Origin of the sequence: Kitasatospora sp. NPDC094016, from assembly GCF_040304045.1 — a bacterium.
Lineage (GTDB): Bacteria > Actinomycetota > Actinomycetes > Streptomycetales > Streptomycetaceae > Kitasatospora.
This window is the reverse complement of record NZ_JBEOUK010000032.1, coordinates 1-19764: the sequence shown is the minus strand read 5'-3', so window position 1 is coordinate 19764 and position 19764 is coordinate 1. Positions and strand designations below refer to the sequence as shown.

General features: G+C 71.4%; 23 protein-coding genes. 4 read left to right on the top strand and 19 right to left on the bottom strand.

The annotated features are described in order from the left end of the window. Window positions 1-17 precede the first annotated feature (17 nt). The 6 genes from ABT015_RS25965 to ABT015_RS25940 all read right to left on the bottom strand — a co-directional run bounded on the left by ABT015_RS25965 (window position 18) and on the right by ABT015_RS25940 (window position 6792). Entirely contained in the window at window positions 18-1151 is a 1134-nt protein-coding gene (locus tag ABT015_RS25965; protein WP_350883026.1) for an FAD-dependent monooxygenase, read from the bottom strand. A 39-nt stretch (window positions 1152-1190) separates the two neighbouring features. Continuing rightward, window positions 1191-1793: a GTP-binding protein gene (locus ABT015_RS25960; protein ID WP_350883024.1), complete on the bottom strand. Its 603-nt coding sequence runs from the start codon at window positions 1791-1793 to the stop codon at window positions 1191-1193. A gap of 3 nt (window positions 1794-1796) precedes the next feature. Beyond that, window positions 1797-2279, bottom strand: a complete 483-nt coding sequence (locus ABT015_RS25955; RefSeq protein WP_402447284.1) for a DUF742 domain-containing protein — start codon at window positions 2277-2279, stop codon at window positions 1797-1799. Between the two features lie 5 nt (window positions 2280-2284). Then, complete coding sequence (locus ABT015_RS25950; protein WP_350883022.1) at window positions 2285-2740, bottom strand: roadblock/LC7 domain-containing protein; 456 nt, start codon at window positions 2738-2740, stop codon at window positions 2285-2287. Continuing rightward, window positions 2737-5805 carry a sensor histidine kinase gene (locus ABT015_RS25945; RefSeq protein WP_350883020.1) on the bottom strand — a complete coding sequence of 1023 codons (3069 nt, stop codon included), beginning with the start codon at window positions 5803-5805 and terminating at the stop codon, window positions 2737-2739. Before ABT015_RS25945 ends, ABT015_RS25950 begins: the two co-directional genes overlap by 4 nt. A 294-nt stretch (window positions 5806-6099) precedes the next feature. Further along, a complete protein-coding gene (locus ABT015_RS25940; protein ID WP_350883018.1) occupies window positions 6100-6792 on the bottom strand; it encodes a FadR/GntR family transcriptional regulator in 693 nt (230 codons plus the stop codon). A gap of 181 nt (window positions 6793-6973) precedes the next feature. Here ABT015_RS25940 and ABT015_RS25935 point away from each other — a divergent pair, with 181 nt between their 5' ends. Further along, the gene (locus tag ABT015_RS25935; RefSeq protein ID WP_350883016.1) at window positions 6974-8686 is read left to right on the top strand and encodes a 2-isopropylmalate synthase; all 1713 of its coding nucleotides are present in this window, start codon (window positions 6974-6976) and stop codon (window positions 8684-8686) included. Window positions 8687-8751: 65 nt separating this feature from the next. On the opposite strand, the gene ABT015_RS25930 is transcribed toward ABT015_RS25935, so the two are convergent. From ABT015_RS25930 to ABT015_RS25885, 10 genes are all read right to left on the bottom strand, one after another. Continuing rightward, window positions 8752-9531 (bottom strand): VOC family protein, encoded by a 780-nt coding sequence (locus ABT015_RS25930; protein WP_350883014.1) that lies wholly within the window; start codon window positions 9529-9531, stop codon window positions 8752-8754. A gap of 127 nt (window positions 9532-9658) precedes the next feature. Beyond that, complete coding sequence (locus ABT015_RS25925) at window positions 9659-10099, bottom strand: hypothetical protein (RefSeq protein WP_350883012.1); 441 nt, start codon at window positions 10097-10099, stop codon at window positions 9659-9661. A 79-nt stretch (window positions 10100-10178) separates the two neighbouring features. Next, window positions 10179-10418 carry a DUF397 domain-containing protein gene (locus ABT015_RS25920; RefSeq protein ID WP_350883010.1) on the bottom strand — a complete coding sequence of 80 codons (240 nt, stop codon included), beginning with the start codon at window positions 10416-10418 and terminating at the stop codon, window positions 10179-10181. Between the two features lie 129 nt (window positions 10419-10547). Further along, the gene (locus ABT015_RS25915) at window positions 10548-11396 is read right to left on the bottom strand and encodes a helix-turn-helix domain-containing protein (protein ID WP_350883008.1); all 849 of its coding nucleotides are present in this window, start codon (window positions 11394-11396) and stop codon (window positions 10548-10550) included. A gap of 31 nt (window positions 11397-11427) precedes the next feature. Beyond that, complete coding sequence (locus ABT015_RS25910; RefSeq protein ID WP_350883006.1) at window positions 11428-11952, bottom strand: DUF6879 family protein; 525 nt, start codon at window positions 11950-11952, stop codon at window positions 11428-11430. Then, window positions 11933-12166 (bottom strand): hypothetical protein, encoded by a 234-nt coding sequence (locus tag ABT015_RS25905; RefSeq protein WP_350883004.1) that lies wholly within the window; start codon window positions 12164-12166, stop codon window positions 11933-11935. Before ABT015_RS25905 ends, ABT015_RS25910 begins: the two co-directional genes overlap by 20 nt. 105 nt (window positions 12167-12271) lie before the next feature. Continuing rightward, on the bottom strand, window positions 12272-13420 hold the full coding sequence (locus ABT015_RS25900) for an epoxide hydrolase family protein (RefSeq protein ID WP_350883134.1): 1149 nt from the start codon (window positions 13418-13420) through the stop codon (window positions 12272-12274). A gap of 57 nt (window positions 13421-13477) precedes the next feature. Next, window positions 13478-14062 (bottom strand): TetR/AcrR family transcriptional regulator, encoded by a 585-nt coding sequence (locus tag ABT015_RS25895; protein WP_350883002.1) that lies wholly within the window; start codon window positions 14060-14062, stop codon window positions 13478-13480. Between the two features lie 98 nt (window positions 14063-14160). Next, window positions 14161-14598, bottom strand: coding sequence for a GNAT family N-acetyltransferase (locus ABT015_RS25890; protein ID WP_350883000.1), 438 nt, complete (start codon window positions 14596-14598; stop codon window positions 14161-14163). Window positions 14599-14679: 81 nt separating this feature from the next. Continuing rightward, on the bottom strand, window positions 14680-15066 hold the full coding sequence (locus ABT015_RS25885; protein WP_350882998.1) for a nuclear transport factor 2 family protein: 387 nt from the start codon (window positions 15064-15066) through the stop codon (window positions 14680-14682). A 156-nt stretch (window positions 15067-15222) separates the two neighbouring features. On the opposite strand from ABT015_RS25885, the gene ABT015_RS25880 reads away from it, so the two are divergent. Then, complete coding sequence (locus ABT015_RS25880; RefSeq protein WP_350882996.1) at window positions 15223-16836, top strand: TIGR03086 family metal-binding protein; 1614 nt, start codon at window positions 15223-15225, stop codon at window positions 16834-16836. Between the two features lie 138 nt (window positions 16837-16974). After that, window positions 16975-17478 (top strand): DUF3592 domain-containing protein, encoded by a 504-nt coding sequence (locus ABT015_RS25875; protein ID WP_350882994.1) that lies wholly within the window; start codon window positions 16975-16977, stop codon window positions 17476-17478. 26 nt (window positions 17479-17504) lie between these two features. Here the strand turns inward: ABT015_RS25875 and ABT015_RS25870 are convergent, their stop codons facing one another. The 3 genes from ABT015_RS25870 to ABT015_RS25860 all read right to left on the bottom strand — a co-directional run bounded on the left by ABT015_RS25870 (window position 17505) and on the right by ABT015_RS25860 (window position 18912). After that, window positions 17505-17753 carry a DUF397 domain-containing protein gene (locus ABT015_RS25870; RefSeq protein WP_350882992.1) on the bottom strand — a complete coding sequence of 83 codons (249 nt, stop codon included), beginning with the start codon at window positions 17751-17753 and terminating at the stop codon, window positions 17505-17507. A gap of 92 nt (window positions 17754-17845) precedes the next feature. Next, window positions 17846-18034: a DUF397 domain-containing protein gene (locus ABT015_RS25865; RefSeq protein WP_350882990.1), complete on the bottom strand. Its 189-nt coding sequence runs from the start codon at window positions 18032-18034 to the stop codon at window positions 17846-17848. Next, window positions 18031-18912, bottom strand: coding sequence for a helix-turn-helix domain-containing protein (locus tag ABT015_RS25860; protein WP_350882988.1), 882 nt, complete (start codon window positions 18910-18912; stop codon window positions 18031-18033). The genes ABT015_RS25865 and ABT015_RS25860 overlap by 4 nt, the downstream gene beginning before the upstream one ends. Before the next feature lie 119 nt (window positions 18913-19031). Between ABT015_RS25860 and ABT015_RS25855 the strand changes: the two genes are divergently transcribed. Next, complete coding sequence (locus tag ABT015_RS25855) at window positions 19032-19493, top strand: ATP-binding protein (RefSeq protein ID WP_350882986.1); 462 nt, start codon at window positions 19032-19034, stop codon at window positions 19491-19493. Window positions 19494-19764 lie beyond the last annotated feature (271 nt).

The window sequence follows — 19764 nt, the reverse complement described above, 5'->3', positions numbered from 1 at the left end:
AGCAGGCGGGACAGCGGTCAGTACGGCTGGACGAGGACGTGGGCGGCGCCGGGGATGCCGACCTTGAGGAGTTCGTCCTCCTCCGGGGTGGTGGGCGTGCCGGTCTCCTGCTTGAGGATGGCCCGGGAGAGCGCCTGGACCCACATGGCGCGGGGTCGGCGACGCTCCTCCCAGGCGGCGAGCGCGGCGGGGACGGTCTCGGCGGCGTCCAGGCTCCGGGCGAGGACGAGGGCGTCCTCGACGGCCATCGCGGCGCCCTGGGCGAGGTGCGGGGTGGAGGCGTGGGCGGCGTCGCCGGCGAGCGCGATCCGGCCGACGTGCCAGGGCTCCTCGACGCTGACCTGGGAGATCCGCGAGTAGACCACGGCGGACGGGTCGGTGACCTGGGCGAGGGCCTCGGCGATCGGGCCGCCGAAGCCGGCCAGGCGCTCGGCGAGCTGCTCGTGGGCGTGCCCGGGGTCGGGCCGGAAGTCCTCGGCCTCGGCGAACACCGAGCCCAGGTACATGAGGTCGTCGGTGATCGGGGTGAGCAGTGCCTTGGCCTTGAGGTTGCCGGTGGACATCACCACGCCCTGGACCTCGGGCGAACGCGGCAGGGTGACGCGCCAGTTGGCGAAACCGGTGTACTCGGGCGCGTACTTCTCCCCGTAGAGGCGCTTGCGCAGCGGGGAGCCGATGCCGTCGAAGCCGACGACGAGGTCGTAGCGGCCGCGGTGCCCGTCGGTGAGGGCGGCGTCGACGCCGTCGGCGTCCTCGGCGAGGTCGGCGATGGTGGTGCCGAAGCGCAGGGTGGCGCCAGCCCGGGTGGCGGCGGTGGCGAGCACCTGGGCGAGGGCGGGGCGGGGGATGCCGTTGTTGGAGGGGGCGTCGCCCATCCGGGGCTGCGGGATCTTGGCGAGGGTGGCGCCGGCCGGGTCGCAGATGGTCAGCACCTCCCACTCGAAGCCGGCGGCGAGGCAGTCGTCGAGGACGCCTATCTCGCGCATCACGTGGAGGGCGTTGGAGGGCTGGATGATGCCGACGCCGAGCGCCTCCAGCTGGTCGCGCAGTTCGGCGACGTCGACGTGGTGGCCGCGCTCGGCGAGGGCGGTGGCGAGGGTGAGCCCGCCGATGCCGCCGCCGTGGACGAGGACGCGCAGGGGTGAGGTCATGGGGTGGCTCCTGGGGAAGGGAGGTGGTTCAGCCGACGTTCAGCCGACGGGGGCGGCGGAGAGGTCCATCAGGTGGTCGACCAGGGCGAGCAGCAGGTCGCGTCCGAAGGCGCGTTCGCGGACGTCGCCGAGGAGCATCGGCACCTGCGGGTCCAGGTCGAGGGCGGCCCGGATCTCGTCGGGGGTGCGGGTGTTGTGGCTGTGGAAGCAGTTGATGGCGACGACGAAGGGGATGCCCCGGCTCTCGAAGAAGTCGATGGAGGCGAAGCTGGTGTCGAGTCGGCGGGTGTCGGCGATGACGATGCCGCCGAGGGCGCCGTTGACGAGGTCGTTCCACATGAACCAGAAGCGTTCCTGCCCGGGGGTGCCGAACAGGTAGACGACGAGGTCCGGGTTGACGGTGATCCGGCCGAAGTCGAGGGCGACGGTGGTGGTGTCCTTCTGGTCGACGCCGGACAGGTCGTCCACGCCGACGCTGGCCCGGGTCAGGTACTCCTCGGTGCGCAGCGGGGTGACCTCGCTGACGGAGCCGACGAGGGTGGTCTTGCCGACGCCGAAGCCGCCCGCGATGAGGATCTTGACGGCGGCCGGCGCGGTGGCGACGCCGGCGTCAGCGGCACTGCTGGGGTGGGGTGTTGCCATGGTTCAGAGTCTCCGGAGTCCTTCGCGAACGGCCGTGAGCAGGCCGAGGTCCACGCCTCCGGCGGCCCGGGCCACCGAGAGCGGTGCCCGGGCCCGCAGCAGGCCCTGGGCGACCAGGTCGCCCAGCAGGATCTTGGTGACCGAGACCGGGAGGTCCAGGCCGGCCGACACCTCGGCGACGGCGGCGGGCCGCCGGCAGTGGTCGAGGATCATCCGGTGCTCGGGCTGGAGGCCGCGGGCACCGGCGCGGCTGCCCCGCGCCAGGGCCCGGGCGGCCTCGTCCTCGACGGTGGTGAGCACGGTGATCAGGGTGAGGTCGTCGCGCTCGGGCGCGGTGCGGCCGCGGGTGATGGTGTACGGGCGCACCATGGCGCCCGACTCGTCCTCGGCGTCCTCGTCCGGCAGTTCGCTCCAGTGCGGGACCTCGCGGCGCTGCCCGCTCCCGTTCTCGCTCCCGTTGCCGCTCCCGCTTCCGTACGGGCCCACCGGTGTCAGCTCCGGTTCCGGGCGGCGAAGGCGTCGAAGCCGGCGGGGGAGGCGGCGCCGGCCTCGGCACGCACCGGGGTGGTCATCTTCTGTCCGACCTGCTGCACCAGGGTGTGCATGGCGACCGACATGATCTCGGCGTCGACCTCCTGGGAGGCGACGACGGCCAGGTGGGTGCCCTGGGCGGCGGCGATGATGAACAGCCAGCACTCGGCGAGTTCGACGATCACCTGGTGGACGGCCCCGCCGTCGAAGAGCTGGCCGACGCCGCGGGCCAGGCTCTGCTGGCCGGTGGCGACGGCGGCGAGGCGCTCGGCGTCGGCCCGTTCGATGGTGCGGGAGTGGCTGACGACCAGGCCGTCGTCGGAGAGCAGGACGGCGTTCCTGGTCCCGGGCACCGAGTCGACGAGTCCGTCCAGCAGCCAGTCCAGGTCCTGGTGGGTGGCGATCGTTCGGTTCATGACTGGTCATCCGTTCGTGTGGTTCGGGGGTTCGCGGCCGGCAGGGTCCAGGGGGAGGGGCCGGGCGCGGGCGTCGGTGAGCCGGCGGGGGCGGTGGGGGGAGCCGGTGGGGTCACGGCCCCGGGCAGCGGGTGCTCGCCGCTGTCCTGGGCGCGGGCGGCGCGGGACTGGCGCTGGAAGGCGCCGATCGTCGCACCGGAACGCTTCGCCGGGCGCTGGAAGGGGCCGCCGGCGGGCTCGCCGGCCGGGGCGGCGGGTTCGGCACGGGGCCCGGCGGTGGGCTCGGCCCACTGCGGGCGGGGCGCCGGCGGGACGCGCAGTTCGGCGGCCAGGCTGGCCTGCCGGACGCGCTGGGGCAGCGGGGGCTGCTCGGTCTCGGTGGGGCTGAGCGGCACCGCGGAGGCGTACTCGCGGCGCCGGCGCCGTTCGGCCAGCCGGTAGTGGTCGGCCGGGCGGTACTGCTCGTCGGCGTACGGGGCCTCGGCGTCGGTGACCCGGGCGTAGGCGATGTCCGGGTAGGCGGGCACGTCGTGCGAGGGCAACTGGTCGACCGGGGCGTCGGGGGCCGGCGAGCTGTGCTCGATCGGCTGCTCGGCGTACGGGGCGGCGGGGAACGGCGCGGGCTCGGCGGCGGGCGCGGCCTCGGGCTGGACGTACTCGACGTGCCCGAAGGCCTGGACGGGGGCGGTCAGCGGGTCGAACGGGAGCTGCTGGGGCTGCCCGAGCGGTTCCGCGTACCCGAGCGGTGCGACGTACCCGGGCTGCTCCACCTGGCCGGGCTGGTCGACGGGCTGGACCTGGCCGAAGGCCTCGACCTGCCCGAACGCCTCCACCGGGGGGAAGGACTCGGCTGCGGCGAAGGCCTCCACCGGCGGGACGGACTCCGCCGGCGCGAAGGACTCGCCCGGCGGGAAGGAGTCCACGGGCGCGACCGGCGGCCCCGCCGGCTCCGGCTCCGGGGCCTCGTCGGAGGCGGTGAGCAGCGCCTTGCGGGAGCGCCGCACGAGCGGGATCGGTTCGACGGGGGCGGCGTCGGGGAGTCCGGCGTCGCCGTCGATGACGAGCTCGTCGGGGACGAGCACGACGACCCGGGTGCCGCCGAAGGCCGACGGCCGGAACTCGATCTTGAGTCCGTTGTGCGCGGCCAGCCGGGCGATGACGTAGAAGCCGAGGCGGACGTCGTCCGCCCGGGCGAGCACGTCGGTGCGGGGCGGGCGGCTCATCAGTTCGTTGGCGGCGTCGTACTGCTCGGGGTCCATGCCGAGGCCGCGGTCCTCGATCTCGACGGCGAGTCCGCGGCCGACCATGGCGGCCCGGACCTCGACCGGGGTGGGCGGCTTGGAGAAGGTGGTGGCGTTCTCCATCAGCTCGGCGAGCACGTGCGCGACCGGGCCGACGGCCCGCTCGGACAGCCACGGGTGGCCCTCGACGTCGATCATGATCCGGCGGTAGTCCTGCACTTCGCCCTGCGCGGCGCGCAGCACGTCCAGCAGCGGGACGGGCTTGCGCCAGCGCCGCTGCGGCTGGCCGCCGGCCATGATGACGAGGTTCTCCTCGTAGCGGCGCAGGCGGGCGGTGAGGTGGTCGAGGTCGAACAGGCCCTCCAGGACCTCCGGGTCCTCGTGCTTGCGCTCCAGCTCGTCGAGCTTGCGCAGCTGGCGGCCGATCAGCAGCTGGGTGCGGCGGGCGATGCGCTGGAGCAGCCGCTCGAAGCCGCGGTGCTGTTCGGCCTGCTTGACGGCGGCCTCGACGGCGGAGGCGCGGGCCAGGTTGAGGGCCTGGCCGAGGCGGGCGAGTTCGTCGGTGCCGTTGCCGTGCGTGCCGGCGGTGATCGTGCGGGTGTCGGTCTCGACGTCGACCTGCTCGCCGCGGCCGAGGCGTTCGACGACCTCGGGGAGGGTGCGCTCCATCTCCTCGGCCTGGGTCTGGAGTTCCTTGATGCGCCGGCGCAGCGAGCGGCTGAGCCGCCAGGAGGCGATGATCACCGCGACGACGGTGATCAGGCCGATGACGGTGGTCAGGACGACCGTGGTGAGGAGGGAGAGGATGGTGCCCTTGCCGACGTCGACGATGGCGCTGGTGCGGGTCTCGATGGCCTTGACCAGCTGCGGGTTGAGCTGGTCGAGGGCCTGGCGCCACTGGTCCTGGGCGGCGGGGAGCTTGACGGTGCCGTTGGCCTCGGCGGCGGTGGGCTTGGTGAGTGACTGCTCGACGGCGGCCTTGGCCTGCCAGGCGGGGCTGTTCATCAGGTCGTGCCAGGCGGCGGCCTCGCCGTCCGGGATGTACGGGAGGACCTGGACGGTGAAGAGGTGCTCCTGCGCCCCGACGGCCTGCTGGACCTGCTGGTAGTCGGTGACGGTGAGCCGCCCGGTGGGCCAGCCGCGGGCGAGGATGGCGTCCTCGCGGGCGAGCATCTCCTTGGCCCAGAAGGCGTTCACCAGGGTCTTGGAGACCCAGGTGACCTCGCCGGCGTCGACGCGGCTGAGTGCGGTGAACAGTCGCAGGTCGACGGCGATCAGGTCGGTGTAGTACGCGTAGAGGCTCTGCTGGTCGATCGAGCCGTGGTCGACGGCGGCGCGCTGTTCGGCGAGCTTGCCCATCGCCTGGCGGGCCTCGGTGACGGCGGTGAGGACCTCTTCGGGGGCGCTGTCGGCGGTCTCGCCGGAGAGGACCTGGAACTGGCGGACCGCGTCGTCGGTCTGCTGGCGCTGGCGGCGCAGCTGGTCGGTGTTGCCGCCGGGCCGGGCGAGCGCCTCGGCGCTGAGCCGGCGTTCTTCCTGGAGGCTGTAGTAGACGATGTTGGACGGCTGGCCGGCCTTCTGGGCGAGCAGGCCCTGGGCGGCCTGGCGCTGGAAGTCGAAGACGGTCTCGCCGCTGGTGACCGCCCACAGGGCGGCCAGGGCGATGCTGGGGACGACGGCGAGGACGAGCAGCGCCGTCCGCAGTGACAGGCGCGGACGCCTGCGGGGGGCCTTCGGCGTCGGGGGCCGCCGATTCGCACGCGCGCGCAGAGCAGTCTCCTTGGGGATGGCGGCCGGCCTGAGCGGGGCGGCCGTCCGGGGCACGGGCTTGACGAGGCGATACTAGTCATACCGTGTGATTGGAGTGAAAGTGCGTTCGCCGCCTGGGCCGTGGTCACACACGCTCCGGACACAATGTCATCTGACGGTTGATCGTACGTGCTCGAAGCATCCCAGTTCGGGGCGGGTTGACGAGGCGTCGGCCGCCGGGGCGGGCGGCGGGGTGGCCGCCGTGTGAAAACTGTGTGCCCGCGCTCCGGATATCCGTCCGGTCGGTCGGTCGGCTGCCCGGTCGGTTGATCGGCCGACGCCCCGCCCGCCTCGCCTCGCCCGCCTCGCTCAGTCGGCCAGCAGGCGCGACCGGGTGGCCTCCAGCTCGGCCGCGAGCACCCGCCCGGCCTCCTCGGGATCGCCCCGGTGCAGCGCCCCGACGAGGTCCGCGTGCGACGCGTAGCCGTGGTTCGGGTCCCCGCTGCGCAGCCCCAGCACCCCCACCAGGTCCACCAGGTGCTCCCTCAGGACGGGCACGAACTGGGCGAACAGGTCGTCCAGCACCGGATTGTGCGCGGCGGCCACCACGGCGGTGTGCAGCGCGATGTCGGCGTCCACGAAGGCCGCGTCGTTCGCGCCGCCCGCCGCCAGCCGGGTGGCCAGCGCCGCGTCCACGGCGGCGAGGTCCTCCTCCGTGTGGCGCGCGGCCGCCAGTCGGGCCGCCTGCACCTCGACCATGGTGCGCACCTCGTAGACGTGCGCCAGCTCCGCCCGGCGCAGCCGGGTCGGCCAGTCCAGGGCGGGCCGGTCCGCCGTCACGAACACGCCCGACCCCTGCCGGCTCTGCACCATCCCGGCGCCGGCCAGCGCGCGCAGCGCCTCCCGGACGGTCGAGCGGCCGACGCCCAGCTCCTTCGCCAGGGCGACCTCGCCCGGCAGCTTCCCGCCCACCGGCCAGTGTCCGGCGGTGATCTGCTCCTCCAGGCGTCGGGTGGCCTGGTCGACGAGGGGGGAGCGGTGGAGGGGGCCGAGCGGGGACATTCGCGTTCACCTGTCAGCTTGTCTGAGGACTTGGTTCGTGGTTAGTCTACCCGGCATGCAGCCGTGGAGTCTCCCTCTGGGTGGCCTTCTTCTTGGTGGCCGCAGCGGGGCGTGACCGGACCGGCACCCCGCTGCGGGGCGCCGTCCTGCCGGTCCACCGGTACCTCCGTAAGGACTCATCATGCGATTCCCGACCCTGCGTACCCCCGCCGGCCCCGTCCCGGTCACCGCCCCCGCCTGGAACCCGCAGCGCCCGGGTGCCATGCCCTCCCACCGCTACCGGCCCGCCCACGAGCGCGTGCACGTCCCCGCACTGATGCGGCGCTGGCCCGGCCGACGGATCAACCACGCCCCGCTGTGGGTCCCCGTCGACCTGCGCGACGGCAACCAGGCCCTGGCCGAACCCATGGACCCGGCACGCAAACAGCGGATGTTCGACCTGCTCCTGGCCATGGGCTTCAAGGAGATCGAGGTCGGCTACCCCTCCGCCAGCCGCACCGACTTCGACTTCGTCCGGCAACTGGCCACCGTGCCCGGCGCGGTGCCCGAGGACGTCACCGTCGTCGTCTTCACGGCGGCGCGCGCCGACCTGATCGACCGCACCTTCGAGGCCGTCCAAGGCCTGCCCCGCGTCGTCGTCCACCTCTACACCGCCACCGCCCCGCTCTGGCGCGAGGTCGTCCTCGGGCGCGACCGGCACGAACTGCGGGCCCTGATCACCGAAGCCGCCACCCACCTGGCACGGCGGGCCGACGGCCGGCCCGGCGTGCGTTTCCAGTTCTCGCCCGAGGTGTTCAACCTGACCGAACCGGACTACGTCCTGGAGGTCTGCAACGGCCTCACCGAACTGTGGGACGCCAGCCCCGACCGGCCCGTCGTCCACAACCTGCCCGCCACCGTCGAGATCGCCACCCCCAACGTCTACGCCGACCAGATCGAGTACCTGCACCGGCACCTGGAGCGCCGCGAGTCGGTGATCCTCTCCGTCCACCCGCACAACGACCGGGGGACGGGCGTCGCCTGCGCCGAACTGGCCGTGCTGGCCGGCGCGCAGCGGGTGGAGGGGTGCCTGTTCGGCAACGGCGAGCGGACGGGCAACGTCGACCTGGTGACGCTGGCCCTCAACCTGCACACCCAGGGCGTCGACCCGATGCTCGACTTCTCCGACCTCGACGAGATCCGCCGCACCGTCGAGCACTGCAACCGGCTGCCCGTGCACGAGCGCCACCCCTACGCGGGGGACCTGGTGCACACCGCCTTCTCCGGCACCCACCAGGACGCCATCAAGAAGGGTTTCGCCCACCACGCCAAGGTGGCGGCCGAGTCCGGCGTCCCGGCGCACGAGGCGCCCTGGTCGGTGCCGTACCTGCCGATCGACCCGGCCGACCTCGGCCGCGACTACGAGGCGGTCATCCGGGTCAACAGCCAGTCCGGCAAGGGCGGCATCGCCTACCTGCTCCAGACCGGGCACGGGCTGGAACTGCCGAGGCGGCTCCAGATCGAGTTCTCCCGGGTCGTGCAGGAGGCCACCGACGACAGCGGGCGGGAGGTGACGGCGGAGGAACTGTACGGGCTCTTCCGCGCGGAGTACCTGGACGCGGCGCCGGACTGGCCGTGGCAGGCCGGTGACGACTGGGCGGAGGTGGACGGCCGGCGCGGCGAGGGCGCCGGGCCGCTCGACGCGGTGGCCGACGCGCTGCGGGTCGACATCCTGCACTTCAGCGAGCACGCCGTCGGGGCGGGTGCGGGTGCGGGCTCCGGTACCGACGCCGTCGCCTACGTCGAGGCCCGGGTCGGGGGACAGGTGGTGTGGGGCGCCGGGCGGGACGGCTCGGTGCTCACGGCGGGCGTCCGGGCGGTGCTCAGCGCCGTCGGCCGCGCGCAGCGGGGGTGACCCGTACGGACGGGAGTTGTACGGAGACGGCCCACCGCGACACCGTGCGCGGTGGGCCGCGCCGCCTACATCGGTTTCGGTGCGATCACCGCGAACGGCGCGCCCTGCGGGTCGGTCACCACCGACATCCGGCCCGCCACCATGTCGAACGGCGGGGCGAGGACGGTGCCGCCGTGCTTGACCAGGGCGTCCACGGTGGAGTCGACGTCGTCCACCGCGAAGTACGTCAGCCAGTGCGCGGGCGTGCCAGGCGGGTCGTTGGCGAGCAGCGAGACCCCGCCGACGGACCGGCCGCCGACCCGCAGCTCCCAGTACTGCTCGGCGCCCTGCGCCGGTTCGATCTCGATGCCGAACGCCTCGCCGTAGAAGGCGGTGGCGCCGGGCACGTCGCTGGTGTGCAGCTCGTTCCAGATCAGCGCGCCGCTCTCGTTGACGACCCGGGCGCCGGAGAACTCGCCCGGCTGCCAGACGCCGAACACCGCGCCCTGCGGGTCGGCGGCGATCAGCATCCTGCCGAGCTCGCCGACGTCCATCGCCGGCACCAGCAGGGTGCCGCCCGCGCCGACGATCGCGTCCTGGGTGGCCTGGGCGTCGGTGGTGGACAGGTAGCTGGTCCACACGGTCGGCGGGGCGGGCATCCCCTCCGGCGCCATCGCCGGTCCGATCCCGGCCGACGGCCTGCCGTTCAGCTCGCAGACCGCGTACCCGCCGAACTCGGCCGGGCCGACCCGCCCCTGCCAGCCGAACAGGTCGCGGTAGAAGTCCAGTGCCGCCTGCTGGTCCTGCGCCATCAGATCGACCCAGCACGGGGTGCCGGTCGGGTACGGAGTGGTGACTTCGGGCATTCTCGCTCCTTCAGGTGAGGTCCTGCGTCGGTCACCCTCTCGTCGCGGACCGTACGCCGCCACTCGACACGCTGTCACGACCCGCCGGGCGGCCGGTGACGAGCCGCTCAGCGCCGGTCAGCGCCGGTCACCGCCGTCGAAGCGGGCAGGGCGGGGGAGTTTCGGAGGTGGGGCCGAACGTCCGGGGGCACGCCACGGCGGCGACCGACCGGAGCTGCCGGCCGGATGTCCAGTACGTCCACACCACGTCGTGCGGGAACGTGTCGAGGAACGCCGAGGCGTGATCCAGCCGGGTGGCCGAGGGAAGGTCGTCCTCCGGGGCGGGGGAGTCGGCGAGCTGCTTGCCCAGCCAGTCGAGGGCTTCGGTGGGGTCGTTGGTGGTGAGCCTGATCTGTGCTGCCGACTTGGCGAGCCAGTGCATGACCTCCAACGGCGGTACGGGGCTGCCCCATTCGGGCCGCACACCGTTCTGCGGTTCCGGCGGCCGCCGCTCGGCGTCGTCGGGCCGCTTGCCGCCCGCCCACGCGTAGCAGTGCCAGTGGAGGCCGGGCCTGTTCCAGTGATCCATGAGCGCCTTACCCTGGGTGTGAGGCGGGCCCCGCTCCCAGTTGCGTTGGGAACGGGGCCCGCTGGTGCGAGGTGGCGCGTCAGGCGGAGGTGGTGAAGCGGTCCGGGTCGATCCCGGTGGAGCTCAACTCCACGGTGGTGAAGCGCAGTTCTCGCCCCGGAGCCTTGGTGTCACCCATCACCCACAAACCGCCGGCCACCCCCGGCACCTCCCGCAGGGTCACGCACGACTCCCCGTCGTCACCCCCACCCTGGTTTCCGCCACACGCCTTGTAGGCGGCGAGTCCGGCCGGGATCTCGATCTCGTACAGGTCGCTCACTGCACTGCCTTCCTGTTCGATGCTGAAGAGGGCGACCCTCATCCTGTGTTGGCTGATGAGGCGCCATCGGGTCGACAGTAAGAAGCCGTGAGTGCCACGGTCCACGAAGTTGCACTCGGTTGCACCGGTTCACCCGAGGGAGTTGACGGCCCTGGTGATGCATGCGCGTGCTGCCGCACCCCGATCGGCGAGCTTCGCCAGCTCGGCGAACGCCTTGTGGTAGGTGCCGATTTCGCTCGGTGTCGAGATGTTGATCTCCGCCGTCAAGGTTTCCACGGCGACCAGGTCTTCATCGAAGGCGTAGAACGCTTCAAGTGGCCAGACCGAACGACGCACGCCGAAGGGGATGACTCCGAAGGATACGTTCGGCTGTGCCATCACCGACAGGAGGTGCCCGAGCTGGCCGGCCATCGCGGCATCGTCGGCCACTCGGTAGTACAGGACCGATTCCTCGACCAGAATCGCGAACCGTTGCCCTGCGTTGCGGATGACGCTTGATCGATCGATCCTCGCCCGGACGGCTTGGTCGACGTCGTCAGGTGTCCCCTGGAAGTCCGTGATGGAGTGCAAAAGCCCGGATGCGTATTCGACGGTTTGCAGCATCCCCGGTACGACATTGGACGCGTAGACGCGGAAGTGTCGGGTTCGCCGATATAGCGGAACCGTCTTTTCGTGGATCTTCCGCATGCCGTCACGGTGGATCTGCTGCCACTGTATGTACATGGAATCAGCGGAACGCGAGGCGGCGATGAGGTCTGCCGCCTGGTCATCGACGCCACAGGCGGCACACCATGCGCGGATGTCGGCGTCCGACGGCGGAGTCACGCCTCGCGCAATCCGAGATGACTTTGATTTATGCCATCCACAACGAGCGGCCAGCTCGTCCCCTGTGAGCCCGGCGTCCTTCTTCATCGCGTCCAGGCGCGCGGCTATCGCCGCGCGCGCGGACTTCGCGCTGGAGAGCGGGTTGGAGGACATGAACTAGTCGATCGGATTCCTGTGCGGGCAGCTAGACGGAGAACTTCTCGTGCGGGATCCCGGACTCCCAGACCGCTTCGAAAGCCGAAGCGCACAGTGCTACCACCGCGGCGTCTTCCGTCTGATCCGTGTCGACCCATCGGCCGGCGCCATCGAAAATGTTGAACTGAACGAGCCGACCGTCAAAGATCCAGCAGTCATTGCCGGGAAGAGCGATTCCGGACGCGCTGCGCCTGGGGAGCCAGCGGATGTCTTCACCGGCGGCAATGTTGGTGAAAGTGCCGGAGTGCTCGAAGCGGATGTACTCGCTCACCGGCTCCGAGACCACACGGGCGCGCCGAATCGCGACGCCTCGGCCGGTGACTTCCTGTACCAGATCGAGCCAAGGCCGCCACCAGGACTCGCGATTGTCGGGATCGAGCCTCTTCCCGTGGTGCCACGCGGCGAACCCCTCGGCTTCGTTCTCCACCGAGTACCAGTCTCGCATCTCAAGGTGCAGCGCGGAATGACGTGCGGATTTGATCAGATCGGCGAAGTTAGAGAGCGTCTGTGCCACCAATGGCCTCCCTGAGAAGTGGAATCATGCGCCGGGGCAGCCGGATGACGGTCTCGTGCTCGGGAATCGGGCCGGCCTTCAGGCACTCGACTTCCGTCGCCTCGTCCGCTTTCCAACCCTGAATCACCAGCTCTGCCCGTTCCTCGTCCACCCATACGGAGGGACACCCGTGGTCTCCGGACTCGGGGTCCTTGCCGACGAACCGCAGCTTCATAACCGCCTCCGCTGTCGAGTCAGTTGCGCCCAGTTGCAACGACCCTGGGCCCCGTCCGGGTGTGGAGTCAAGGGCGCATCGGGGCGCAGTGGAGGCGGACGCAACTCAGACCCCGCTCCAACCATCCGCCAGGGTGCGGAAGAAGGTCCGGATGTCGGCCACCAGCAACTCGGGCTGTTCGAGGGCGGCGAAGTGGCCGCCGTGGTCGAACTCTGTCCAATGCACGATGTTGTCGATGCGTTCGGCGAAGGCGCGGACCGGCAGGGTGATGTCGTGGGGGAAGACGGCCATGCCGGTGGGGACGGTGGAGGGGGTGGCCTCGGTCCAGCCGTTGCGGGCCGACTCTTTGTACAGCCGCGCGGAGGAGCCGGCGGTGGCGGTCAGCCAGTACAGCATCACGTTGGTGAGGAGGTGGTCCCGGGGCACGGCACCTTCGGGAACGCCGCCGCCGCAGTCCGTCCACTCGCGGAACTTCTCGACGATCCAGGCGAGTTGGCCGACCGGTGAGTCGGTGAGCGCGTAGCCGACGGTGTGCGGGCGGGTGGCCTGGACGGCGGTGTAGCCGGAGGTTTCGGCCTGGTGGCGGGCCCAGGTGTCGAGCCGTTCGCGGTCGAGGGCGTCGAGGACGGCCGGGTCGCCGGTGGGGAAGGTGGGGGAGGTGTTGACGTGCACGCCGATGACCCGGGTGGGGGCGGCGAGGCCGAGTTCGCGGGAGATGCCGGAGCCCCAGTCGCCGCCCTGGGCGCCGTAGCGCGGGTAGCCGAGGCGGTCCATGAGTTCGGCCCAGGCGCGGGCCACGCGCCGGTAGTCCCAGTCGAGTTGGCTGGTCGGTCCGGAGAAGCCGTAGCCGGGGATGGAGGGCGAGACCACGTGGAAGGCGTCGCGCGGGTCGCCGCCGTGGGCGCGGGGGTCGGTGAGCGGGCCCAGGATGTCCAGGAATTCGGCCACCGAGCCGGGCCAGCCGTGCGTGATGATCAGCGGGGTGGCGTCGGGTTCGGGTGAACGGACGTGCAGGAAGTGCACGTTGGCGCCGTCGATGGTGGTGGTGTACTGCGGGAAGGTGTTGAGCCTGGCCTCGTGCGCGCGCCAGTCGTAGCCGGTCCGCCAGTACTCGGCCAGGTCCTGGAGGTAGGGCAGCGGGACGCCGTAGTCCCAGCTGGTGCCGGGCAGTGAGTCGGGCCAGCGGGTGCGGGCGAGGCGGTCGCGCAGGTCGTCGAGCTGATGCTGCTCGATGGCGATGCGGTAGGGGTGGATGGCGGTTTCGGCGGTGATGGCTGGGGGCCTTTCGCGGTGCTGCGGGCAGGGTGCGGGTCAGGTCGGCAGGAGGTGGGCGAGCAGGGCCGCTTCCAGGTCGCGCAGCGGGAAGGACGGGTCCTCGGCGGCGAGGGTGAGGCCGCCGCGGATGCCGGCGAGGAGGAGCAGGCGGGCGGCGGCGGGGTCGGGGACGCGGCAGGCCGCCAGGGCTTCGTCCAGGGCCTGGAAGAGGTCGGCGGAGGCGAGGTCGGCGCCCGCGGCGACCAGGACGGCCCGGGCCTCGGGGTCGGCGAGGAGGGCGGAGACGGCCCGGCTCTCCTCGACCTCCTCGGGGGCGGCGTCCAGGCCGAGCAGGGCGGAGCGGACCAGGAGCCGCAGGGTGGCGGCGGGGCTGTCGGCGGGCTGGGCGGCCAGCGCGGCGCGGGTGCGTTCGCGCCAGCCGTCGGCGATGTCGACCAGCAGGCCGTCCTTGCTGCCGAAGTAGCGGGAGGGCAGTCCGTCGGCGACGCCGGCCCGGGTGGCGACTTGGCGCAGGGTGGTGGCGCGGTAGCCCTGTTCGGCCATGAGCAGGACGGCGGCGCGCCGGATCTTGGCGCGGGTCGCTTCGCGGACGGCTGCCGAGGCCTCAGGCGTGCGGGGCATGGGGGTGTCCGGTTTTTGGTTGAACCATTGTTCAATATAAACACGTGAGGGCGGCCCGAGTCACGCGGGGCGGGGTCCGGGGGAGTCGGTGGCAGCCGTCAGCCCAGTTCGTAGCGGATGATCTCGTCGGTGGCGGTGGTCACGACGAAGCCGGTCTTCGTCAGGACCCTTCCCGAGCCGGGGTTGCCGACGCGATGCTCGGCGATGACCCGAGGGGTGCGGTGGTGGGCGAGGAACTGCCGCACCGCCGTGGTGGCGTAGCCGTGGCCCCAGGCGTCCTCGCGCAGGATGTAGCTGAGGCTGCCCGTGTGGCCGGTGATGCGGAGTCGGATGATGCCGATCAGGTCGTCGTGGACGTCGATGCCGAGGACGCGTGCGGTGCGCGGCCGCTGCGCGTCGGCCTCCCGGGCTTCGCGTACGTAGTCGTGGGCCTGGGCGGCGGTCATCCGGCCGAACCACATGTCGGCGACCGACCTGCCGCTGTAGATGCGGCGGACGGCGCGGGCGTCGGCCGGCCGCAGCTCGCGCAGGTGCACCCTTCCTCCAAGTCGTGGCGCCGGTCCGGGGCTTCCCCCTGTCGAAGGGGAAGCCGACGGGAAGCCCCGGACCTGGGCGGCTCAGGTGAAGATGAGGCGGAAGATCTGGTTGTAGATGAAGAAGCCGCCGGGCTGGCCGGGGATCGGCTGCAGGTTGAACGTCTCGGCGAATGACATGGGCTTGTCGAAGGCGTTGTCGACGGCGAGGCTGCCCGTGACGGTGACCAGAACGCCGCCGCCCGGCGCGGGCTGCGCGTCCTTGCTGTTCACCTTGTGCTTGACGGTGGCCAGTTCGGGCTTCGTCAGCTGCGCGAGGATGTTCTGCGGCCCCTGGAACTGCTGGCTTTCCCACGTGAGCATCGACTCGGGCCGGTAGAGGCTGGCGAGGCTCGGGCGCCCCGCGATGCCGGAGTCGAAGGTGGTGTAGTAGTGGCTCACGAACGAGTTGGCAATGGCGTTGAAGTCCATGCGCGGAACGTACCAGTCCGCTCACAACGGGTGGGTGCTGTTTGACGGAACCGCCACCGGGGTGACCGGATCCCCTTATCCTGGCAGGCTCCTGACGAGCCCGGTGCCCGTGCCCGTCTTGACTCTCCCACCGTGGGAGAGTCGACAGTGGGGCGCATGCACGTCGATGAGGTCGATGAAGCGGTGCTGTTGAGCATCGGAGAGGTCGCGCGCAGGACCGGGCTGTCGGTGAAGCTCATCCGGCACTGGTCCGACACCGGGGTGGTGCCGCCGGCCCGGCGGACCGCTGCCGGGTACCGCCGCTACGACCCCGCGTCGCTGGGCCGTCTGGAACTGGCCCGGACCCTGCGGGATCTCGGGCTGGACCTGGCGGCGATCCGTGACGTCCTCGACCGCGAGCACACCCTGACGAGGGTGGCGGCGGCACACGTCGACGCGCTGGAGGTGCGCATCCGCCTGCTGCGCACGCAGCAGGCGGTGTTGCGCTCCGTCGCCCGCCGGACCACCACTGCCGAAGGACTCGCCTTCATGACCCGAACCGCCCGCATGTCCGCCGCCGAACGCCGCTCGCTCATCCACGAGTTCGTGACCGGGACGCTCGCGGAGCTGGACGTGCCGACCTACCGCCGGGAGCAGCTGGCCGCCGTCGTCGACCTGCCCGAGGACCCCACGGACGAGCAGGTCGACGCCTGGATCGAACTGAGCGAGCTGGTGGCCGGCCCGGAGCTGCGCGCGGGGATGCGCCGGCTGGCCGAGTGCTCCGCCCGGCACGCGCCCGGCGAGCACGACGAGAGCGTGCTTCGGGCGATGCGGCAGCTGGCCGAGGACTGGAACCGTCGGGTGGCCGCCGCGATGCGGGAGGGGATCGCCCCGGACTCGCCGGCGGCCGACTCCGTGGTCGCCGCCGTCGTCACGGCCTGGATCCCCACCCCCGCGAACACCGGCGTCGCCGCAGACGCCGACGAGGACGCCGCCGGGGCGACGGACAGCGACGGCGCGCCCGCCCGGCGCAGGTTGCTGGAACAGCTCACCGCGGCGTCCGAGCCCAGTGTCGAGCGGTACTGGCAGCTCCTGTGCGTCCTCAACGGCCGGCCCGTGGCACCCGGCGTGGCGGACACCGGGGCCTGGCTGAAGACCGCGCTTCGCGCCAACCCCGCTCCGGGCGCGCGGGCCGGCGAACTCGCCGCTTTGTACGGGGCCGACGCCGACGCCTGGCGGCCCGGTGGCGTGCTCGACGCCTGCGAGCGGGTCCAGAACGCCGTGGCGGAGCTGCTGCGCGACATCCACCCGGACCAGTTCGACCTGCCGACCCCGTGCGCCGGCTGGGACATCCGCACCCTGATCGACCACATCGTCTGGGAGAACCTGTTGTGGGGCGGCCTGGCCCGGGGCTTCCCCCGCACCGACGTCGGCGCGGACCATCTCGGGGACGACCACGTCGGGGCGTTCCGCACCGCCGCGCGCGACGCGCTGACCGCGTTCCGCCGCCCGGGAATGCTCGACCGGCGATTCGGCCCGGCACCCGGCCGACGGCTCGTCGAGCAGCTCGTCATCGAACTGCTGCTCCACGGCTGGGACTTGGCCGCCGCACTCGGGCGACCGCGCGACTTCCTGCCGGACCTCGCCGAACTCGCGCTGCCGGTGGTGCGGGAGATCTACGACTCCCTGCCGAGGACCCCGGGAGGCTCCTTCGCCCCGCCCCGACCCGTCCCCCCTGCCGCACCCGCGCTCGACCACCTGGCGGGCTACCTCGGCCGCACCGTCACCTGACGCCGCCCGCCGCTCCACGAGGCCCCAGGGCTGCGAGCGCCCTGCTGCCGGCGGCCAGTGTTCCGGCGCACCGCCGGTGTCAGCGGGTGCGGCTACCGTGAGCGCAGGTGGGCAGTCGGACTGATACCGGGGGGGCCGATGGAGAACGCGCCGGACCACGGCCGGACCGTGCGGAACGGTTCGCTCGCCATGATCGGCCTGGGGGTCCTGCTGTGCGTCCTCACCCTGGTCTACCTGATACCGCACGACATGGGGGTGACGTCGGCTCTCCGCAGTCGCGGCGTGCACACCCCTGCGGTCGTCACCGAATGCGCCGAAGTGAGCGGGCCGCAGGACAACCCGGCGGGCAACTCACACTGCCGGGTGCGGTTCACGACGCCCGAGGGGAGATCCGTCGAGACCCAACTCGCCTACGTCACCGACACCGTCAAGGCCCGCGACACCGTGACGGTGGTGTACGACCCCCGGCACACCGACATCGCCGCCCTTGCTTCGAGCATCGGTTTCTGGAACTCACTGGGCCGGAACGCGCTCGATGTGGTCGCACTGGTCGCGTCCGTCGTCATGACCCTGCTGGGCCTCGCGGTTCACCTCGCGTACCGCCGGCTCACCCGGGCACGCAGACGGCCCACCGCTCTTTAGGCGGCGAGCCGTTGAGAGGAAGTCGATCAGACCTCGGTGGTGGCAGTGGTGGCGAAGGCGACGAACGCCTGCCAGGCGGCGGGAGTGAAGGTGTGGTGGGGGCCGGAGGCGTCCTTGGAGTCGCGGACGAGAACGGCCTCGGTCGTCTCGGCGACCTCGACGCACTCGCCGCCCTCGTTGCCGCTGTAGCTGCTCTTGAACCAGGCGATCTCGATGCAGGCGCCGCCCTCATTGCCACTGTGGCTGCTCTTGAACCAGATGAGTTCGCTGCTCACTGCTCCCCCTGAGTATGGGACGGCACCGTCAGCTTGACGGTACGCCAACGGCCCGCCGCCCGGTAGGCGGTGGGCCGCTGGGAGGACGTTGATCAGACCTCGGCGGTCGCGGCGAATGCCACGAACGCCTGCCACGTTGCCGGCTCGAACGCCAGCTGGGGGCCGCTCTTGTCCTTGGAGTCGCGCACGTGGACGACAGTGGGCGTCTCGGCGACCTCGACGCATTGACCGCCTTCGTTGCTGCTGTAGCTGCTCTTGATCCACGCCAGCTTCGCGTTCATCGTTCTCCCAGCATCTTCTCGATCAAGGCCAAGGACTCCCTCAGGTTGAGCGACTGCCCCCTGAGAGCGCCGTATCGTGCGTTCATGATACGGACTTCTTCCTGGTCCGTGATCAGGCGACTACTCTGCTGCGCCTCGATGTACCCGTTCTGCGGCCGCCCCTTGGGGGTGATCAAAGTGAATGGGCCACCGAGTCCCGGATGCTCGATTCTGTCGAGGGGCATGACGTGAATGGCCATGCCTCTCATCTGTCCGATCGTCAGCAGTTTGTGCAGCTGCTCCTCATGAACGTCCCAGCCACCCAGGGGGCGCTGCAGAACGCTCTCCTCAATGACCCAGCTGAGGATCGCGCGCGGCCACCGGGTCAGGATCTCCTGCCGAGCCATTCGGGCGGCTACTCGCTCCTCAATCACCTCTTCGGTCAGTAGCGGCTGCCGCATGCCGAAGAGGGCCCGAGCGTGCGCCTCGGTCTGTAGCAATCCAGGGATGAGCAGGGTGCTGTACTCGTGAATCTCAATGGCTAGCGGCTCCAGGCCTACGTAGCCCCTGAACCAGGCGGGGTGCCGCAAGCGAGCCTTGGCCCGCGCGCTCATGACGTCGTCTTTTGTGATGGCCAACACGCCACCGGCGTTGAGGAGTTTGTCCACCGCCACCAGCAGCTCCGGTTGCGGGGTGCGTTTCCCGCGCTCCACCGCGCCGATCAAGTGCTCTCCGTAGCCGACGTGTTCGCCGAGCTCCTTCTGGGTCATCCCGGCCCGCTCGCGGAAGAGCTTGATCTGCTTCCCGATGGCGCGGAAGAAGTCCGAGACCTCTCCCAGGTCCTCCGGCAGTTCCGTGCGAATGTCGTCGTTCGACTCGATGTTGCGTCCTGCGCCCATCGCGACCACCCCGTTAGTGATTCGGTCACACGAACAAAAGCTGTCCGCACCCGGACAGGCACTCTCCGTACTCCCCGGATGCATGGTCAGCGTACGTCCGCGCCGTCACGCTTTTTTCCATGACGACCGACATCCCCCTCGACAGGCCCCGCCGTCACACCATCACCCTCGCCGCCACCCCCAAGGGCGCCGCTATCTGCCGGCGCATCGCCAGACGTCAACTCACGACCTGGGGGCTGAACTTGTCCCACACCGAGCCGTACTACTCGGCTCTCCTGATCGTCGCGGAGCTCGCCGCCAACGCGACGACCCATGGCCGCGTTCCGGGGCGCGGCTTCGAGTTTCACCTCTGCCTCACCACCACCGTGCGCCGGGGCACTACCTTGCGCATCGAGATCTCGGACTGCCGGGGCGACCGCTTCCCCGCCCTGCCCGCCGTCCTCGCCCCCAACTCCCAGTCCGGGCGCGGCCTCACCCTCATCGACGCCCTCGCCGACCGCTGGGGCAGCATCCCCCGCCACCCCAACGCCAAGACCGTCTGGGCCGAACTCGACCTCCCCATCACCCCCGATGCGTCCTGAACCCCGCCATAGTCCGGGCAGCGCGACGCTCTGCACCCTCCTTCCGTGCGTCCTCCTGCTCGCGCTCCTCGCCTGGATCCACCCCCTCACCGCCCACCACCCTTCGAACCGCCACCCCCGCCCCGTCGCCACCTCCGCCCCAACTACCCCGTAAAGCAAGAGGAGTGGGAAGTCGGCCCTGTTGTGCCGGGCCGTCGGCAGGCCCCACGCGCGCAGCAGGTCGTAGGCGTGCGACTGGCAGTCGATGTCGAAGCCGACCCGGGCGCCGATG

Coding starts and splice junctions, on each gene's coding strand:
- ABT015_RS25905 (WP_350883004.1), bottom strand. CDS start 12,166: ATGAAGCTGCGGTTCGTCGGCAAGGACCCCGAGTCCGGAGACCACGGG.
- ABT015_RS25885 (WP_350882998.1), bottom strand. CDS start 15,066: ATGGACTTCAACGCCATTGCCAACTCGTTCGTGAGCCACTACTACACC.
- ABT015_RS25855 (WP_350882986.1), top strand. CDS start 19,032: ATGACGACCGACATCCCCCTCGACAGGCCCCGCCGTCACACCATCACC.
- ABT015_RS25940 (WP_350883018.1), bottom strand. CDS start 6,792: ATGTCCCCGCTCGGCCCCCTCCACCGCTCCCCCCTCGTCGACCAGGCC.
- ABT015_RS25865 (WP_350882990.1), bottom strand. CDS start 18,034: ATGAACGCGAAGCTGGCGTGGATCAAGAGCAGCTACAGCAGCAACGAA.
- ABT015_RS25875 (WP_350882994.1), top strand. CDS start 16,975: ATGGAGAACGCGCCGGACCACGGCCGGACCGTGCGGAACGGTTCGCTC.
- ABT015_RS25960 (WP_350883024.1), bottom strand. CDS start 1,793: ATGGCAACACCCCACCCCAGCAGTGCCGCTGACGCCGGCGTCGCCACC.
- ABT015_RS25950 (WP_350883022.1), bottom strand. CDS start 2,740: ATGAACCGAACGATCGCCACCCACCAGGACCTGGACTGGCTGCTGGAC.
- ABT015_RS25930 (WP_350883014.1), bottom strand. CDS start 9,531: ATGCCCGAAGTCACCACTCCGTACCCGACCGGCACCCCGTGCTGGGTC.
- ABT015_RS25925 (WP_350883012.1), bottom strand. CDS start 10,099: ATGGATCACTGGAACAGGCCCGGCCTCCACTGGCACTGCTACGCGTGG.
- ABT015_RS25935 (WP_350883016.1), top strand. CDS start 6,974: ATGCGATTCCCGACCCTGCGTACCCCCGCCGGCCCCGTCCCGGTCACC.
- ABT015_RS25880 (WP_350882996.1), top strand. CDS start 15,223: ATGCACGTCGATGAGGTCGATGAAGCGGTGCTGTTGAGCATCGGAGAG.
- ABT015_RS25965 (WP_350883026.1), bottom strand. CDS start 1,151: ATGACCTCACCCCTGCGCGTCCTCGTCCACGGCGGCGGCATCGGCGGG.
- ABT015_RS25860 (WP_350882988.1), bottom strand. CDS start 18,912: ATGGGCGCAGGACGCAACATCGAGTCGAACGACGACATTCGCACGGAA.
- ABT015_RS25915 (WP_350883008.1), bottom strand. CDS start 11,396: ATGTCCTCCAACCCGCTCTCCAGCGCGAAGTCCGCGCGCGCGGCGATA.
- ABT015_RS25895 (WP_350883002.1), bottom strand. CDS start 14,062: ATGCCCCGCACGCCTGAGGCCTCGGCAGCCGTCCGCGAAGCGACCCGC.